The sequence below is a fragment of the Limnohabitans sp. genome, assembly GCF_044361985.1.
GTDB lineage: Bacteria > Pseudomonadota > Gammaproteobacteria > Burkholderiales > Burkholderiaceae_C > Limnohabitans_A.
This window is the reverse complement of the sequence record NZ_JBIKHV010000053.1, coordinates 1-17,891: the sequence shown is the minus strand read 5'-3', so window position 1 is coordinate 17,891 and position 17,891 is coordinate 1. Positions and strand designations below refer to the sequence as shown.

At 54.3% G+C, this 17,891-nt stretch carries 14 protein-coding genes and 1 pseudogene; all 15 read right to left on the bottom strand.

Annotated features, from left to right (window positions below; all coding sequences use genetic code 11):
* Positions 1–1,232: tetratricopeptide repeat protein (locus tag ACIQ3A_RS09980; protein ID WP_396431593.1), on the bottom strand; the 1,232-nt coding region annotated here is incomplete at its 3' end.
* 507 nt (positions 1,233–1,739) lie between these two features.
* Entirely contained in the window at positions 1,740–2,750 is a 1,011-nt protein-coding gene (locus ACIQ3A_RS09975; RefSeq protein WP_396431592.1) for a DegT/DnrJ/EryC1/StrS family aminotransferase, read from the bottom strand.
* Between the two features lie 42 nt (positions 2,751–2,792).
* Positions 2,793–3,695, bottom strand: coding sequence for a glycosyltransferase family 8 protein (locus ACIQ3A_RS09970; protein ID WP_396431591.1), 903 nt, complete (start codon positions 3,693–3,695; stop codon positions 2,793–2,795).
* A 34-nt stretch (positions 3,696–3,729) separates the two neighbouring features.
* The gene (locus ACIQ3A_RS09965; protein ID WP_396431590.1) at positions 3,730–4,998 is read right to left on the bottom strand and encodes a hypothetical protein; all 1,269 of its coding nucleotides are present in this window, start codon (positions 4,996–4,998) and stop codon (positions 3,730–3,732) included.
* Between the two features lie 214 nt (positions 4,999–5,212).
* Positions 5,213–5,386: pseudogene (locus tag ACIQ3A_RS09960) on the bottom strand (IS3 family transposase); the annotation flags it as partial.
* A 47-nt stretch (positions 5,387–5,433) separates the two neighbouring features.
* Complete coding sequence (locus ACIQ3A_RS09955) at positions 5,434–6,381, bottom strand: plasmid recombination protein (protein WP_396431589.1); 948 nt, start codon at positions 6,379–6,381, stop codon at positions 5,434–5,436.
* Positions 6,382–6,384: 3 nt separating this feature from the next.
* Positions 6,385–6,627 carry a helix-turn-helix transcriptional regulator gene (locus ACIQ3A_RS09950; RefSeq protein ID WP_396431588.1) on the bottom strand — a complete coding sequence of 81 codons (243 nt, stop codon included), beginning with the start codon at positions 6,625–6,627 and terminating at the stop codon, positions 6,385–6,387.
* Between the two features lie 219 nt (positions 6,628–6,846).
* Positions 6,847–8,205 carry a tyrosine-type recombinase/integrase gene (locus ACIQ3A_RS09945; RefSeq protein ID WP_396431587.1) on the bottom strand — a complete coding sequence of 453 codons (1,359 nt, stop codon included), beginning with the start codon at positions 8,203–8,205 and terminating at the stop codon, positions 6,847–6,849.
* 515 nt (positions 8,206–8,720) lie between these two features.
* Entirely contained in the window at positions 8,721–11,960 is a 3,240-nt protein-coding gene (locus tag ACIQ3A_RS09940) for an autotransporter outer membrane beta-barrel domain-containing protein (RefSeq protein ID WP_396431586.1), read from the bottom strand.
* A gap of 611 nt (positions 11,961–12,571) precedes the next feature.
* Entirely contained in the window at positions 12,572–13,012 is a 441-nt protein-coding gene (locus ACIQ3A_RS09935; protein WP_396431585.1) for a BLUF domain-containing protein, read from the bottom strand.
* Positions 13,009–14,133 carry a phytoene/squalene synthase family protein gene (locus ACIQ3A_RS09930; protein ID WP_396431584.1) on the bottom strand — a complete coding sequence of 375 codons (1,125 nt, stop codon included), beginning with the start codon at positions 14,131–14,133 and terminating at the stop codon, positions 13,009–13,011. Before ACIQ3A_RS09930 ends, ACIQ3A_RS09935 begins: the two co-directional genes overlap by 4 nt.
* Positions 14,120–15,679: a phytoene desaturase gene (locus ACIQ3A_RS09925; protein WP_396431583.1), complete on the bottom strand. Its 1,560-nt coding sequence runs from the start codon at positions 15,677–15,679 to the stop codon at positions 14,120–14,122. The genes ACIQ3A_RS09930 and ACIQ3A_RS09925 overlap by 14 nt, the downstream gene beginning before the upstream one ends.
* Positions 15,680–15,687: 8 nt before the next feature.
* Complete coding sequence (gene puhE, locus ACIQ3A_RS09920; RefSeq protein WP_396431582.1) at positions 15,688–16,473, bottom strand: putative photosynthetic complex assembly protein PuhE; 786 nt, start codon at positions 16,471–16,473, stop codon at positions 15,688–15,690.
* Positions 16,467–17,549, bottom strand: a complete 1,083-nt coding sequence (acsF, locus tag ACIQ3A_RS09915; RefSeq protein WP_396431581.1) for a magnesium-protoporphyrin IX monomethyl ester (oxidative) cyclase — start codon at positions 17,547–17,549, stop codon at positions 16,467–16,469. Before acsF ends, puhE begins: the two co-directional genes overlap by 7 nt.
* A gap of 29 nt (positions 17,550–17,578) precedes the next feature.
* On the bottom strand, positions 17,579–17,891 hold a 313-nt coding region (gene puhC, locus ACIQ3A_RS09910; protein ID WP_396431580.1), incomplete at its 5' end, for a photosynthetic complex assembly protein PuhC.

The window sequence follows — 17,891 nt, the reverse complement described above, 5'->3', positions numbered from 1 at the left end:
CCATCAGCTGATCGGGTTTTGAATTCCCCCCCAAAATCTAGTTCGGGATATTTTTTGTCGGCGAAAATCTTCGATGCTTTCAGCTGAAGATCAGGTCTATCCATCAAAGCCAATAGAGGAAATGCGGGAGTTACCTTCAATCTTGCTACGATGGAAGATTCGAGTCCATTGGATTGATCTTGTAGATCACTCCAATCACACAGACGCATTTGCGTGTGCAACTTAATCCCCTTCAAGAACTCGAAGTCCGGTTTGAGGGCGATTGCTTTTTCATAGCTCGCAAGAGCATCATCTAGCCGCTTAAGGTCTTCCAGCACATTGCCACGGTTGTAGAACGCTTGGGCGTAGTCCGGTTTGATGGTGATTGCCATGTCGTAGCTCGCCAGAGCATCGCCTAGCCGCCTGAGGTCTTTCAGCGCATTGCCACGGTTGTTAAACGCTTCGGCGTTGTCCGGTTTGATGGCGATTGCTTTTTCATAGCTCGCAAGAGCATCATCTAGCCGTCTGAGGTCTTTCAGCACATTGCCACGGTTGCAGAACGCATCGGCGTAGTCCGGTTTGATGGTGATTGCCATGTCGTAGCTCGCCAGAGCATCGTCTAGCCGACTGAGGTCTTTCAGCACATTGCCACGGTTGCAGAACGCATCAGCGTAATCCGGTTTGATGGTGATTGCCATGTCGTAGCTCGCCAGAGCATCGGCTAGCCGACTGAGGTCTTTCAGCACATTGCCACGGTTGCAGAACGCATCGGCGTAGTCCGGTTTGATGGCGATTGCTTTTTCATAGCTCGCCAGAGCATCATCTAGCCGACTGAGGTCTTTCAGCACATTCCCACGGTTGTAAAACGCATCGGCGTAGTCCGGTTTGATGGCGATTGCTTTTTCATAGCTCGCCAGAGCATCATCTAGCCGTCTGAGGTTTTTCAGCACATTTCCAAGATTGGAATAGGCTGAGGCAGCATTAGGTTTAATTTTGATCGCTTTTTCGATTAGCTCTTCCGCCAATGTAAGATTTTTATTTTGAAAAGCAATTACACCAAGCAGATGTAGGGCATCAAAATTTTTCGGCTGTTTTAGAAGGATTTTTTCGTAAATTAACTTTGCTAGTGATAACTGTCCTTTTTGGTGGAGGCTTAGCCCCTGCTGGAACAAGCTGATGATTGAATTATCCAGTTTGGGTGCCGGTTTCAAATGGCTAAGCTTCCGATTCGGGATCTGCGGGATTCTTGTCATATTTGTTTTTCCTGCGATTGCGCGATTGATTAATGTTAAAGCAACTATCACTGACGGTTGATTTCTTATGCCCCACTATGCGCATTAATACTCGAAGTTCGACACCCGATGCGGAAATTTTTGTGGCGTACGGTAATTGGCTCGCCTGACTCGAGCAACAATTCTCATAAGCCGTACGATACAAATTGCTGAATTGCTGCGCAAGCGAGTTGAGAATTAATCCCTAGCGTAAAATTTTTTGTGAAGGAAACAGGGTACTTTGTAGATCATCTGTGAGAATTCTTTGCAGATACGCCGCCGATTCATCCAGTAAGCGCTGATTGATGAACACTGTTCCGGCGAGCTTTCCCTTGGTCTATTTTGTTGTCAGGCGTATTTTGCCCCGTGAAGTGTCGTTGATAGCAAGCATGTGTCCAACAGTCAACGCAGCTAATTACCCAACTCGCATTTCCGATAAGTGATTGCTGAAGATCTGGCGCCTGTGTCAGGTTAACGCTGGGGAACCACTTAGTCCTTGACCCGGTCCTCAAACCACGCCTCGATGGTCGAGCAGATGAAATCCACTTCTGTGTGCGTGAGTCCCGGGTAACAGGGTAGGCTTAAAACCGAGTTGCACCAGTGCTCTGATTCACTAAATGACCCCACCGCTTGCCATGGGCCCGGTAGCTGATGCAGCGGTGTTTCCCAATGGATTTTGGTCTGGATTCCATGGACTGACAGGTGCCTGGCCAAATCAGCGCGGCCGGGGGTCTTGATCACGTAAAGATGGTGCAATGAGTTTGCATTCAGACAAATGCCCAAGGGCCCGAGTCGCCTGTCGTAGTGGGAGCCGATTTGTTGTCTTTCCTCAAGCCAGCCGTTCAGATACTTTAGTTTAACCAACAGGATCGCCGCTTGTATTTCGTCAATGCGCGAGGTCAGCTGGCGGCCGTTATAAAACTTATCGTCCCGACCGCACAGCCTTCGAAGTTCATCCGCAAAATATCGGTCGTGGGTTGTAATGGCGCCAGCATCGCCCATGGCGCCCAAGGTTTTGGTCGGATAAAAACTCCAGGCGGCACTCGAACCAAAAGGCGGTTGCCAGCCGTGCGCATGTGCAGCGTCGTAAAGGCGACTGACTGAAGTGTCGGTGGGTATCTGGCCGTAAATCAACACCGGTACGCTTTCCATGGCCGTTTCCAGCGGCCAGCCCCCTGCGTTAATGTCCACCAAATGGACCTCGGCGCCTCCGCGGTGCAGGCCAATGGCGGTCAGCGGGAGGGTGTTGGATTGAACCGCAACTTGTTGCATGCCTAGAACGAGCGCCGCTAGGGTCAGAGCGTCGGTGCCGCTGTTGCAGCACACGGCATAAGGCTGACCGCAGTATGCTGCCCACGCTTCTTCAAAAGCGACCGTCGCCGGACCGCGTAAATACGATGAACGTTCGATGCAAGCTTTGATCGCCTCGAGAATTTCATCCTGCAAAGGAGCGTAGGCGCGACTGAGGTCGCAAAAGGGAATAGTGGTGGTTTTTTGCATGGCTTTTGGTGATTCTTTTGCATTAGCTCGAAAAGGGGCAGTTCAGGCGTATTTAAAGCGCTCATAAACGGCGATGGACTCCGTGAGCTTGCCTTGTTGTGCCAATAACCTCGCAAGTCGAAGAACTTGGCTAACGGTCTGAGCAGCGATCGGTTTAGCGTCCGCCCAGGGTGAGACATTGAGGTATCTCCAGTAGCTTTCACCAAGGGGATGTTCATACCAGCTTTGCCAAGGCTTGCTATCGGTGATGAAATGAAGGATTGATGCGTCCGGACCGTCGTAGGTCAAAATCCTTGGTTGGACCATTACATTCCATTTACCGGATAGCAGGACAATGTCGTTTTGCAAAATGACATTGATGGCACATTGATCTAATAATATTAGTTTATCAATATTTTTATTGCTGAATTCTATACATTTTTTGGTGTAATCAAGCTCCCGCCAACGGATCAGGTTAATAAGCATGACACCCGAGTTTATGTAATCTGGGATGTCCCAATGATTTTTCATTTTTGCACATGAGGCGTCGCTCACACCAGCTAGAGCTTTATGACTGAGGTCGGTTTCGAATAAAGACCGGATATCGGAGACAATGATGGTGTCTGAATCAAGATAAAGAACAGTTTCAAGGTCTTGTGACAAGATATGTGGCAGTAATAAACTGACATAGGTGGCCCGAGTATAAAATCTATTCAGAGGCAGTTCATCAAGCAGCTTTTGATATAGTTCCTCAATGGCGTAAAACTTGATGTGCGCGCGGAACCGGTTGCGCAATGTTTCGATTTTTTCTAGGAAGGTGTCATCGAGGGAGTCCCCGACAACATGGATGCACAAGTCCTCACCGCTTCCCGCAAAATTTAGCAGCAATGAAGTAACTGCCGCCCCAAAATGCTGTTGGTAGTTGTTGTCGAAGCAAAATGCGACGTTATATTTTTGCAAAGGCATTTGATGTGTAGGTTTCCATATAAAACAGGTTCGTCTAGGTGGGTTTCCACGCAATAGCGAAGCCCGGCAGACTTGCCGTGAAGTATTCACACTTCCAGTTCTTTGGTAATTGATCCAAAAACCAACGGACCCCGGTTTCCAGCTTCCAGTCCGCCACTTCAGACAGATTCAGATTGCCGAGAAAAAGTGCGCCCCCTGCCTGTAAATTTTTAATGAGCACGGGTGCGAGGCGTTCCCAATCACTTTGAGTATTACCATGTAAATCAACCACAATGAGGCGATACTGTTCAGAAGAATCAACAAGAAAATCATATGCCTCTTTTAGAATTACTTTCACGGCTAGGCCACCGAGGTTTTTTGATGCACCGCGGTCCTGATGGTCAACCGTTGTGACACTGCAGCCCAAGGTCGCCATCACGGCTGCAAGCTTTCCGCGTGAGGTTCCCAATTCCAAAACGCTTTGGCCTGCGAAGTCGCGGGCGAAGACTGCTAATGACTTCATGAAATAGTCATTCGACGTCCATCCGGGAATGCCCCATTGGACAGAGCCACCCAACCACCTGAAGCATTCGGTCGTTTCGACCTCGTGTACTGATCCGGGAGTTTCTTCAGGACCGAAGCCGATTTTCTGGCCATCATTCCCTGGCGCGCAGGCAGAGATGTCACTGGCTGAAATAGTTCCTGCGGCAAGCTGGTCTAGGGCTCGACCAAAAATTTTGGATGGCGAATAACAATGCGCCTGCACTTGACTAGGATTTTTCAGCGCCGAAAGCGTCCCAATTAGCTGCGCCGAAATGTCGGATTGAAGCGGTAACGCGATGGCTCCTTCAAAGCTGCGAGTTATCTCCAGAAAATCTGTGACGGTATTGCCTGAGATGCCGGGAACGGGGCTCTCGCCTCTCGTGGCCAGAATTTGAGCGAGGCCTTTTCGCCACTGAGGCAACCACAAAGGCATTTTCCAAATCAGCAGGTCGTCGCTGATGACGATCTCGGGCGTATCACGGCGTAAGCGTTCTGGAAACCATCGCCACCAAGGCCCGAAATCTTTTCCAGTCAAACCATGTTGATGTAACGCCGCTGCTAGGGCCGGGTTGTCTTTTTCGTCAATCTGACGCCATTCAACGGCCTGTGTGGCCTGGGCCAGAATTTTTCGAGTTCGTGCCGCATCGATTTGATGGGTGGTGCACAGGCAGTAGTCTAGGGAGCTGCCGAACAAACGTGTTGCAAGACTAATCGATAAGCTGGTTAATTCGTCGGGCGACTGCTCATTTTTGTACCATCTCAGGACCGGGCGCTGGTTCAAGGAAAACCTGTGCTGGCCCCTGGTTTCTAGACTAATTCGTGCATCGACTTGTGCGAGGGCGGCTGATAGCGGTAGAGACATTTGTGGCTTTTTGCTCTTGGATTAAAAGTGTTGGACTGGATTCTGTTTTCGTTATAACTGTAAATTAAAACTTAACTTAAGATATTACCTAAGGATGGTCTGAATAATTCGACGCAAGCCATGGCAAATGGCCATCCACTTCGTGCTGGCGAACCAAGTCGCTGAGGGTTTGCGGCACGCAGCCGATCTTGGGGGCAATTGACTCAATGGTGGCCCAAAGCGATGGGTACTCGCCTCGGTGTTCGAGCACCATGCGAACAGCGCGCTCGAGCACCTCGGGTGAAAAAAGGTTTGATTTCTTACTCATGGCTCCATCTTCTCAAAGTGTAGAGCCTCCTCAAAACCCGGGGCGATTCATGTCGGTGAAGTCTGAACCCTACAGTGTCCTAGGGCTTGCTTGTTTTCAATCTCGGAAACCCTATAAGGCTTTAATGGTGACTTAAACCCTATAGGCTTTGACTTGTTGTCCCCTTTACCTTTGCTAGTGAATATTTGTGCCATTGATTTGGCTGGCTTTTCTGTTCTGACTACATCGGTGTCGATGCCCAGCGCCAGCGCATAGGACAGGGGGTCACGGGCTACACTGTCACGAATAACGGCCCACACTAACGATTTGGCTGCTGGGTCTTGGCGTAGTTTGTCCAGCACCTGTCGGGCTGTGTGTGTTTTGGTGAGGCCACTCAGCCGCGCCCGTGGTTTGCTGAATCCAAACTTTGAAGCCACGTCTTTATAAAACTTGGCTTGTAGTTCACTCAGTTTTCGTTTGTTGCCGACCGCATCGGATCCACGCAATCGGCCGTCGATCAGGGGGACTAGCAAAACATGGGCATGATCTTGAGCTTCGTCACGGTGAATGTCGGCGCTCACAATGTTGTCTAAGCCTCCAAACGTTTCGCCCGCCCAATACGCGCAAGCGTTGAAATACTCGATCACGTCTTGCCCGTGGTTCGTCGGCAAACTGAAAACCAATTCCAGCCCGATTACCGCATCTTTGCGAGGCTTGGTAATGCCTGCCGTGGTGATCTTGTTTTTGGCCAGTTTGGTGACTTCATCGGCTATCGACGGCCCAATAAGGGTGATATTTTGGTGTGAACGGGTCGCATCGATGTGACCTGATGCGCCCAATTCAGCCTGTATGGCTCGTTTATTGTGCCGTGCTGCCTTCATCCATATGCCGTTACCTTTGAGCTTATCTAGCCTCATAAATGCGGCCCCGCGCATGTTCGCTGCTACCAAAAACTCAGCAGGTTGGGCCGTGGTGGTTCCTAGTCCCACGGCCATTTTCATGTGCTGTTCGTTCATGGTTCACCCCGTTGTTTTAGGTGAACGTGTGTTGGCTTGGGCTGTTACCCATGCTTGTATCTCAGCCGCTAACCATCGTGAGCTTCGACCGATCTTCACGGGTTCGGGGAATTTGCCGCTTTGAATTTGCTGATAAATGTTGGACCGACTCAGGCCGATGCGCCTTGTTAGCGTTGGCATGGTCCACAAAAGCGCGTCTGTAGGTGGATGCGCTTTTTGTTCGTTAGTCGAGTTGATTTGCGTCATTTTCGGGTCCTTGAAAATGCGCCGCACAGTAATGACCGCGCAGCACATTGCTACGCAAGCCCGGACCCAAATATAAATTTCAATGCTGTGGAGCAAGGACGGTCACAAACCGCCAACTTAAAACCAGTTAGGGGCTTGAGGCCTAACTTCCAAACGTTGTTACTTCGTTCTACCTTGGTCGTGCTCGTATTCTAGTGGCGCTTGATGAACCATGCAAACTCATGCTCCCCGTGCCAGCGTCACCACGTTGCCTGGCTTGTTGGTCAGCAGCGCCAACCTGTCACCTAACCGCTGCCACGCCTCGCGCATAGGGGCTTCATATTTCGCTTGTTGGTAAATGCGCACCAACTTGTTCTGTTCGGTGTGATTTAGGCATCGATCGATCACTTCTGACAAGACTCCCAAATCAGCCATGAGAGTGGCTCCAGTTCTCCTTAGGTCATGGGGTGTCCACTTACCGCCCGCCAGCGCTAGCGCGTTTGTTTGCTTGGTGCGTCCACGCATACGTTCACTATCGCGACGCTGCCTATCTGCCACTTGCTTAGATACAGCCTTGAGGTCAACAGGCCCATTTAAGCGAGTGTTTGGAAAAACCCATGGTGTTGCCCCGCTGTTCCGGTGCAAAGCCTCAAACGCCCCCAGCGCCAAGTCGTTCAGGTGAATGACATGGCGTTTGCCATTTTTTGTAAACCTACCAGCAGCTGATAATTCAGGCTGAGTCCATTTTCGTCGCTGTAAATCAACATGATGCCAATGTGCCTTTAGAGTTTCGCCAATGCGACTGCCGGTAGATAAGGTAATGAGAAGGGCGTTTTGTGATGATTCTGTCAGTCCAGAGGATGGCAGCATTTTAAAAAACTCTACCAACTCAGCCTCAGACAAAACCCGATTACGTTCTACGCTGCCGCCAATTTTGTGTTTCTTGATGCGAGCGGTTGGATCGACCTCGATGTGATCGCGGTCCAATGCAAAGCCAAAAAGCTGACGCAGGTCGCTGAATACTCGCTCGGTCATGCGTTTGACACCACGGGACAACATGGTGTCAATGATTAGCTGAATGTGCGCTTTCGTCACGTCAGCAGCTGCCACGTCACCGATGACGGGGAAAACGTCACGCTCAAACGCTCTGAGGGCTTCGCTGCCTCCGTCTTGGCGCTTTCTCAGGTCAGTGTGCTGCCATAACTCAAACAAGCCTTTCACGGTAATTCTGGTGTCTTTAGCCGCGAGTTCTTGCAGGCGTGTGATCTGAATTTGCTTTGCCTCGATCTGATCCGCTTGCTTTTTTAGGCGGTCGGCTTCTTTTTCTGTGATTGGGTCTTTGCCATCGGCTCTTTCGGTGGCTAGGCGGTTTTTGATTTCCCGAATTTCCTTTAGTGACTTTCCGCCCGACTCTTTCCATGTTCCAATGGCCACCTGTCGGACTTTCCCATGTATCTTGTACCTCCACGCCACATGAACACTGATTGCACCGTCTTGGCCTGCTCTGACCAAGCCGTAAAGGGATTCCCCCATGCTGATGCGCTGTCCGTTTTGACGCTCTGTCAGTGCTTGTAATTCTTTGACCGTTATCAACCCCATAGTCGCCCCTTGCAAAATTAGCCACACCGTTAGCCACACCGCTGGACAGGCTCTCAGTGTACTTCTTGGAACAATCATGGACAACTGTTTTGCTTTGAACTTCCCTAAGTCATTGATTTTTCAGAGTTTTTTGTGGATAAGTCAGAGCATTCAAACTACTGTGGAAGCTCGGCTACTTGTATGGGGTGCAAGGGGTAGCGAGTTCGAATCCCGCCACGCCGACCAATCAATTGAATAAAGGCCTCCAACTGGAAACAGTCGGGGCCTTTTTTTATTGGAGAAATTGCGTTTGAGTCACTAAGTAAGACCAGACAGATCCATCACCAGCTGCATGACCTGCGTGCCTGAGGCGGAGTAGGGGTCGTATTCGGGGTGCTGAAGCCTGACAGATCAAGCACTGTTAAAACAGAAAGGACAGGCCCAGACAAAAACGCCAGAACAAAGTCTGGCGCTGATATTGGAGGCGCTGCTCTTGCAGCACTAGGCTTAAGCTTTACGCCTTAAATATCACCCCCCTAGAACTTCACCCCCACAGTCAGCATGGCCGTATCCTTGCGATTCTTCAGCCCGTGCTCATAACGTGCATCCGCATAGATCCAGGTCGTATCGTTGAGCTTTGCCTGCACCCCCACACCCAGCTCCACATAGGCCTGGTCAAAGCTCTCGTGCACTTGCAGTACGCCGGCACTGTTGTTCTTGTCTGATATCGCCATGTTCTTGGTCTTGATCAGGTCGTGCACCAGGTTGCCTATGCCGTAGTAGCGCACGTCAGTTTGGGATGCGCCTGCGTTGTGCACCCGCACGCCAAGGCGCCCGCGCAGCGCATCAAAGTTGTCGCTGTCGATGTTGGAGTAGTTGTCGCTGAAGGCCTTGTAGTTGGTGCTCAGGTAGGTCAGCTGGCCTTGTCCTTCCACTGTCCAGCTTCCCAGTTGTGCCAAGGGTGCGCCCAGCTCGGCCGATAGACCCAGTTGGCGGCCGTCCTGGGTGGCGTTGCTGCCGTAGCTGTCGCTGAAGTCGTTGCGTAGTTGGTTGGCTTGGGCGGTCAGGTCCAGGTAGCTGCCGTCTTTGCGCATGGCGGTGTAGTAGCCTCCCAGGCCATAAGAGCGGGTGTTGATCTTGCCTGTCTCCTGGGCCAGTCCGGCCGCAGGGCGGATGCGGTCGCTGGCGTCGGTGCGGCTGTCCACGCCTTGCACCATGAAGCCGGCGCGCTGCAGGGTGCCGTTGGCCTCATTTTTTTGTGTCCACAGGGTGCGTCCTGCTTGCAGGCCGACTGATTTTTGGCTGTAGTCAAAGCGTTCTTTGCCCACGCCGTCCAGGCTTTGGCCCAGCAGGCGGGCCCAGGATTGGCCTTGTTCGGCGTTGAGCACGGCTTGTTCGCCCATGCGCTGGTGCAGCGTGGCGCTTTGCATGAAGCCTACGTCGGAGTTAATACTGCGCGCTACGCTGTAGGCGGAGATGGCAGGGCGGTAGATGGGGATGGCTTTGGGTGTCACCACGCCAGGCTCTTGCAATGTCGTTGTGGAGACCAGATACCAGTCGTTGGCGTTGCCACCGTTGCCGCCTTGTTTCAGGACGTATTGGTAGGCGCCCGCCAGCACTGGGGCGGCCAGTGTGAAGCTGCCTGCGGCAGAGGTGCCGGCTACGGTGATGACGTCGATACCCACGGTGGTGGCAGCGCCTGGGCCGCCTGCGTTGGTGACGTTGAGCACAGAGTTGCCGCTGGCGTTGCCGCTGATCTGTAGTTGGTCGGTGGCGCTGGTGTCGCTGCCCATCACGGTGTCAAGCAGAAGGGTGCCTGCGGCTCCAAGGTAGTCACCAGTTGCCCTTAACTTGTCTCCTGAGAAACCATCTTGGAGACTGAGACGACCGGCGTTGCGAAAATCGCCACTCACCGTATACAGTCCTGCCCCGTTTCCATGCCCCTGAAAAGTACCAGTTGACTCAATGGCCAAATTTCCTGTCAGGGCAAACACCGAGCCACCATCAACCAACCCACCTCCTGTGATTTTTAGGCCAAGCCCAACTTCTGAGCCCACCGTCAACGCATTGTCTGAAAACGAGACAGAGCCGCCCTCAACCACAACATTTTCCCAATTCCTTATGTTCGCTCCGCTGAGCGCTGTGGCGTTCTGATTTTGCAAAATCAAGGTGTCCACTGAGCCGTCCAGTGCCGAATGGTCATCACCCCCATCCATCACCGTGATGCCAGAGATCCCCGAACCCACAATTCGCAGGGTGTCATTGCCATTTGCATTATTAATATCAAAATTAGAATCCAAATAAATCGCACCGGTAACATTCGCACCATCGGCAATGGTGACATTTGAATCCCCACCGTTGTTTGCGATAGCCAAACCTGTCAATGCAGACACGACAGCATTGGGTCCAATGTTGATGGTGGACATTGCGCCAGGGTTCGTGCGAGTAGTAATGGCGTAATCGACAGATGAATTTTGAGGATCTGGATTCGCAGGGTTCTCTAAACTACCGCCTTGTACGACGGCATCAACATTCACCAGCACGTTACCGCCGCCGTTGGTTTCTGCTCGAATGCCAGTTGCGCCAGGCCGGTCATTCAAAATACGGGTATTTTGTCCTCCGGCGACCGTCACTATCGCATCCCCTGTTCCGTTATTGGTGACCACTATTCCATACTTGCGATGATCCCCGAAACGCATGTCAAGCTCGCCGCCAAGGAGCAGCACCTTCGCATCGGCAGTGGAGCTCGCGTTACTGATAAAAGCTGCTAAACCCACGCCATCAATCCCATCTGCGTCAAAGATTCGGCCATTGCGCATCTCTATCGTGGCTTCACCTGTACCCCCGTTGGCCACTCTAGCGCCTGCGCCAGCAGACCCCATCTCCAACCAACCATTTTCAATGAGAATCCGAGCAGAGCCACTGCCACTGTTCACTTCTGCAGAAATTGAAGTTCCATTATTGATCAGTAACCTAATTGATCCTGACTGCATGTGAACGAATGCGTTGCCGTTAGCATCGACTCGCGCACTAAGTCCATCAAAATTCGACGTGATGCTGGCATTAGAAAAAGTGATGGTTGCGTCATTTGACATTGCAAAAGCTGATGCACCAATATTTCTGGCATTTATGGTGCCACCAGTGATGTTGGCAGCGCTAGAGCCTAAGCCTTCGTTTGAGACTTGAATTCCGGAACCGTTCAACGATGTGATGCTGCCGCCAGTCATGGTCACCAATAGGTTTCCTGTCGAGGCAAAAGTTTCGGTCATAACAAAAACACCATTGCCAGTGGTCTGTAGGGCTGCGTTGTCGACAGTGAAACTTGCGCTTCCCGTTCCTTGGTGAATCACCCACACGCCGTGTTGAAATGATCCCGCCGTGGTGGTGATATTCGAGCCGTTGATGGCGGAGCCATTTAAGGCGTTTGACGATGCCGCATCGCCGCGAACAATGACAGCGGCCTCTAAGTTTGCATCAGTAGGGGCAACGGTGGCGCCATCTAGGGTTAAGGTGATACCGTCGGCGGTGTAATCAATGCCAGAGTCGGGGCCTGCTGGAAATGTGGTCGCATTGCACACGACCGTTGCATTGGGGGCCCCTGCGACGCCGCACTCATCGGCTGCAAAGGTATGACCGCCTGATATCGCAGCCCATACGGTCGCCAAGGCGACGATGGATTTAGACCCGCCGCTCTTGCCACGTGACTTGGCCGTCTCGGCTGCTGCGACCCATTGACCAGTAATTTTGTTCCAGATGAGGCGGTGTGTTTTATTCATAGGATGTGTCTCAAAAAGCGTGAAAGCAGGGAGCAATTTAATTTGAAAAAATTAAAGATTACGTAAAGTAAATACCAAATAATTATACCTACTTCTTGAAAATCAAAAAAATATTTTTAACGATCCACTTACCAAAAAATATCAACCCCTTCGTCACCTTGGCCTTATATTTGCGATTTTTCAGCCCATGCCGATAACGCGCATCCGCATAGATCCAGGTCGAATCGTTCAGCTGTCCGGTTAACGACAACTCTGCTGGCCTGGGATCTGGCGGCACAAGCTACGCCCGAGCTTGAGGTCGATCAGCGCATCAACTGGTGACCGAGCAAAATAGTGGCTGGGACACGCTGCCGGTTAGCTGTGCGCCCAGCATACCCAGCGCACTGCCAATCCCTCTTGTGAACAGCGCTTTTTGGTGGTGGATCGATCAGTTACGGCCTTACTGCGGGCGCGACGCGGGTTTCTAGGGTTTTAGACCACCGTCAACATGGACGGGAAGATACTTGGCCTCATGCGGTTGAAATGCCTATCTGTCATTGATGTGCACCATCCAAACGGCATTGCCGTGCTCACCTCACCCCACGGCAGCAAAGGCAAGCAGGCAAAAAAGGTCATTCCATCCAGTTGATTGGCTGGCCTGTCTCCAGCAGATCCATCACCAGCTGCATGACCTGCGTGCCCGAGGCGGAGTAGGGGTCGTATTCCGGGTGCTGAAGCCTGATCATGGGGTCGTCCACCGACAGGTTGACCAGGGCCATGGACCATTTGCCAAATTGGCGTGACTGTATTTCTTCGTACTGCAGCAGTTCGACATCCTTGTGGCGTGGGTCTGCTGCAATGCGGCGAAAAAGCGCGTTGACGCGGCTGCGCTCACCTTCGAGCACCTGAATGAAAAACCCCTGGCCCTGGCACAACACACCCGTGATGCCTTGTGCGTTGTTGTGCCCCTGAGCCTTCTCCAGGATGGAGCGGGTGACCGTGGTGGTTTGTGGGCCCGCCGAGCGACTGACATAAAGCAGTCGCACCGACATGCCGAGGCTGGGTGTCTTCATGACGCTTGTCGCAAGCTGTTGCGGTCGAGGCGTTCGTTTTCGCGGCGTTCAAACAAATTGAGCATCCAGGCTACACGCTGGGGCATGGCACGGTTTGGGAAATACGCCTTGTTGCCGGTTTGTTGTGTGGCCGCCTGGCAGCCTTCTACCAGGCCCACAATGGCCGCCAGCGGCGGCGGGCTGTGGTCAGACACGCGGATCCAGTGCACCTGGGTCCAGGCGCTGGCCAGCAGCATGAGCTTGCGCGTGGTGCTCACCACGGTGCGCTTGTTGACCGAGTCCAGGCCTTCGCGGCGCAGCTGGTAGCCGATGTCGGCGTAGATCATGCTCGCGGCGCAAATGGCGGCGCGGCAATCGGGTGGCAAGGCCGCAATGCCCGAATGCGCCTGTTTGTAAAGACGCTCAGCTTCTTCCAGCAGGCGGCTGACCACTTGCGCGATGGCGGGGGTGAATGTGGGTTTGGCCAGCCAGGCGTCGGGCTGCACACCGGCTTCAATCATCCAGCGCCGTGGCAGGTAAAGTCGGCCAATGCTGGCATCGTGCCCTACATCGCGGGCAATGTTGGTCAGTTGCATAGCCACGCCCAACTCGCAGGCGCGGGACAAGGTGTCCATGCTTTGTGGTCCCATGATCCAGCTCATCATGGCCCCCACACTGCCCGCCACACGCGCGCCATAAGCGTGCAGGTCTTCGATGCTGTCGTAAGTCCGGCCAGCGGCATCCCAGGCAAAGCCTTCGATGAGCGCATCCAGCAAATGGCGTGGCAATTTGTACTGCTGAACGACCAGGCTCAGGGCATGGTCTTCCACATGGTCGTGGGGTGTGCCGGCATAGATGGCGTCCAGGCGCTCTTGCAACACGGCCAGTGGCGTGTCACCAGGCTGGGCTTCGTCTACCAGGTCATCGGCCACCCGACAAAAAGCATACAGCGCGATGGCCGCGGTGCGCACGCGGGGCGGCAGCAGTCGGCTGGCCGCAAAAAAGGTCTTGGAACCGCCTTGCATCATGGCCACGCAGGCCTGCAGATCTTGCGAGTCGAAGTTCAACTCTTGCGTGACCACCGGCGCTGCGGGCAAATCAGGGACCGCACGGATCGAGGGTTTGCGTTCAGGCTGGGACATGGGGGACCACCGTTTCCAATGCTTTGGCTGACATGAGGACGCCGGGAACACCTGCCCCCGGATGGGTGCTGGCCCCGACCACGTACAAACCGGGCACATCTTCGCTTCGGTTGTGTGGGCGAAACCAGGCGCTTTGCAGCAGCAAGGGCTCCAGGCCAAAGCCTGCGCCTTTGTAAGACCAGAGTCGGTCATGAAAATCTTGCGGTGTGGTGACCTTGGAGGTCACGATGCTCTCGCGCAGACCCGGCAGCACGCTGGCTTCCAGGCTTTCGGCAATCGCTGCACGGTAGGTTTCGGCGTGTGTGGCCCAGTCGGTGCCACTGTCCAGGTGGGGCACGGGCGAGAGCACATAAAAGGTGTCGCAGCCTTCGGGGGCCATAGACGGGTCGGTGGCGGTGGGGCGGTGCAAGTACAGGCTGAAGTCATCGGCCAGCTTGTGGCGCTTGAAGATGTCTTGCAGCAGGCCCTTGTAGCGGGGTCCCAGCACCATCATGTGGTGCGGCACATCCTTGTACTGCCGTGAGGTGCCAAAGTACCAGACGAACAGGCCCATGGAGTAATGGCCATTTTCGATCTTGCGGTCGGTCCAGACGCGGCGGTGCTCTGGGGCCACCAGGTTTTTGTAGGTCCAGGCGGTGTCGGCGTTGCTGACCACAATGTCGGCCGCAATGAATTCGCCGGTGTCGAGTTCCACGCCGCAGGCCCGGCCGTTTTCAATGCGAATTTGGGTCACGGGTGCGTTGCAGCGCACGGGCACGCCACGTTCTTGCAGCAGACCCACCAGGCCGCGCACGATGGCGCCTGTACCTCCCATGGCCGAGTGCACCCCCCAAGTGCGTTCCAGCGAATTGATGAGGGCGTAGGCACAGGTCACGGCAAACGGGTTGCCCCCGATCAGCAGGGGGTGAAAGCTCATCACGATGCGCAGCTTTTCATTGCGGATGTGCTTGGCCACCAGGCTGTAAAGGCTGCGCCAGGCGCCCATGCGCATGAAGTCTGGAATGGCGGCCAGCAAGTCGGTGATTTTGTCGAAGGCCATGTCGCCCATGCCTTCAAAGCCAAGCGTCTTGCAGCGTTCGGCATCTTGCAAAAAGCGCTCATAGCCGGGCAGGTCGGCCGGTTCGAAGCGGGCCACTTCTGCGCGCATGTGTTCGGCATCGCCGTTGTAGTCAAACCAGGTGCCATCGGAAAAACGCACGCGGTAAAAAGGGTCCATCGCGACCAGGGTCACGTCATCGGCAAAGCGTTTGCCGCACAGTGCCCACAGCTCTTCCAGCAAAAACGGGGCGGTGATGATGGTCGGGCCTGCATCGAATGTGAAGCCGTCTTGTAAGTGCACATAAGCACGCCCGCCGGGTGCATCCAATTTCTCGAGCACTTTGACCTGATAGCCCTTGACGCTCAGGCGAATGGCTGCAGCCAGCCCGCCAAAGCCGCTCCCGATGACGACGGCCGTGGGTCGGCTATCTTTTGCCGTGCCTGGGGTCAGGGGGGGGCGCTGTTTCAGGCCCGGCGTGCCAAAACCTTCGGTGCGGTATGCGTTCATGAGGGCCTTCAGGGGGGGGTGGTCAAGGCTGGCTTGGCCGTGGTCTGGCGCATGGCCCATCCCCACAGCCGCTCCAGTGGCCAGGGAAAAACCATGATGATGTGTTCAACAATCGCCAGCCCCAGCAGGGTGGCCAACATGACCCAGCCGGTGGTGATGGCCACAGCGCCTTGCTGGGCCAGCCACACCAGCCAGAACCAGGTGCCCATGGCCACGCCCATGGACAGCACAAACCACAGCGTCATGTCGCGCGTGCGGAAATAGCTGGCCAGATAACTCAGGTGAGCCGGCAGGTATTGCGCGCCGTTTTGCGGCACGCCAAAAAACAAATTCAATTTGGCCGACAGGCGCATGAACCACAGCAGCGCATAGGTGCAAATGGCCACATGGCTGGACTGGCCTTCTTGCATCCACCACAGCAGGGCAAAGTTGGCCAGCAAGGCCAGCTCGTGGTAGAGCATGACCTGCACCGATTGAACAAAGCGATCCCAGCCTTGGGCACCAGGCGTGAGGGGGGTTTTGCGTGGGCCGGTGATCCAGCCTGTCAAAAACGCCAGTTCGTGCCAGCCCCACATCACGATCACGCTGCCAAAGGCCAGGTAAGCATTGAACACGCTGACTTCGCGCATGCTGTGCGCGACACCCACAAAACTCAGGGCCAACAACACGGTCCAGCCCGCCAAACTAAAGCGAAAGCTGCGCGTGGGCAAGCGGTCGAGCCACAAGATCACACCCGTGCCTAACCACCAGCAAAAAGCTGTGAATACGCAGGCCCAGATGACTTCAGTCACCATGCAGGTTCCATCCGGACCAGGGGTGACAGGTCTTGCTCAATCACGGGCATGAAGTAAAGGCGGGTAAAGGTGAGGGCGGCCTTGACGGCGCACACGCCTTGCTGAAGCTTGCCCACCACACCGCCCCGAGCCTTGGCTTTTTCCATGGCTTGCGACAATGCAAACAGGCGCTCCAGCCCACGGCGAAATTGCGGGTTGTCGGTGTCCAGGGCCAGCGGAAAGACCTGTTTGGTGATCTCGGTGGTGATGCGGAACACCTGGTAGTCGTATTCGCTCGAATCGAGGCCCATGGCCTCGTGCAGCATGGGGCGGGTGTGGTCACGCACGTACATGGTGGCATACACGGCCAGCAGGAAAAAGCGCACCCACAGCTTGTTGACCCCAGTGAGCAACTTCGGGTTGGCGCGCATGATCAGGGCAAAGGCTTCGCCGTGGCGAAACTCGTCGTTGCACCACAGGTCGAACCAGCGAAAGATCGGGTGGAAGCGTTTTTCCGGGTGCTTTTCCAGTTGACGGAAGATGGTGATGTAACGCGCGTAGCCAATTTTTTCAGACAGGTAGGTCGCGTAGTAAATGTATTTCGGCTTGAAGAACGTGTATTTTTTGGTGCGCTTGAGATTGCCCAGGTCAATGCCCAGGTTGAAGTCGCGCAGGGACAGGTTGATAAAGCCCGCGTGGCGCGATTCGTCACGCGCCAGATAGGTCATGAGTTGCTTGATGTCGGGGTTGGTGACGTTCTTGCGGATTTCGTTGTAAAGCACACAGCCCGAAAATTCTGACGTCAGCGAGCTGACCAGAAAGTCCATGAATTCTTGGCGCATCTCGGGCGACAGCGAGGCCATGCCAGCCGCGACTTCATCGGCAAAGGCCGCATCGCGCTGGAAGTGGTCATGGTTGTTGTCACCCTCGTACTCGGCCATCATCTTGTCCCACTCGGCGCGCACTGGTTCGATGTTGATGCGGTCCATCTCGGCGAAGTCGGTGGTGTAAAAACGCGGGCTGATCATGTCGCTGTGCACGGCCTTCTTGTTGGCGTCTTCAGCGGTTTCGATGGTGTTGACAGCGGGGGCGTTCATGGTGTTCTCCGGGACGTGGTGAGTCAGGTTCAACGGGGTGTGGTCTCGCTGCCCGCCAAGCGCAAGCTGGCAAAGACGGCGGCATTGCTGGGGCCAAACGATTCGAGGTCAATGCGTTGATGGGTGCTGGGGTCGAGCAGGGTCAGGCGGCCATCGGTGCGCCCAATCAACAGGAAAGGGCCATCGCCACTGATTTTTTCGCGGTGGCGCTCTCTGGCCAGGGCGCGCAAGCTGCTGCGCAAAAAGCCTTGTTCACCCGTGAAGCTGGCCACTTGCCGGCCTGTGCTCTGGTCGAGCACGGCGATGTCGCCACCGGGCAGGTCGCGAAACTGCAAGGCACGT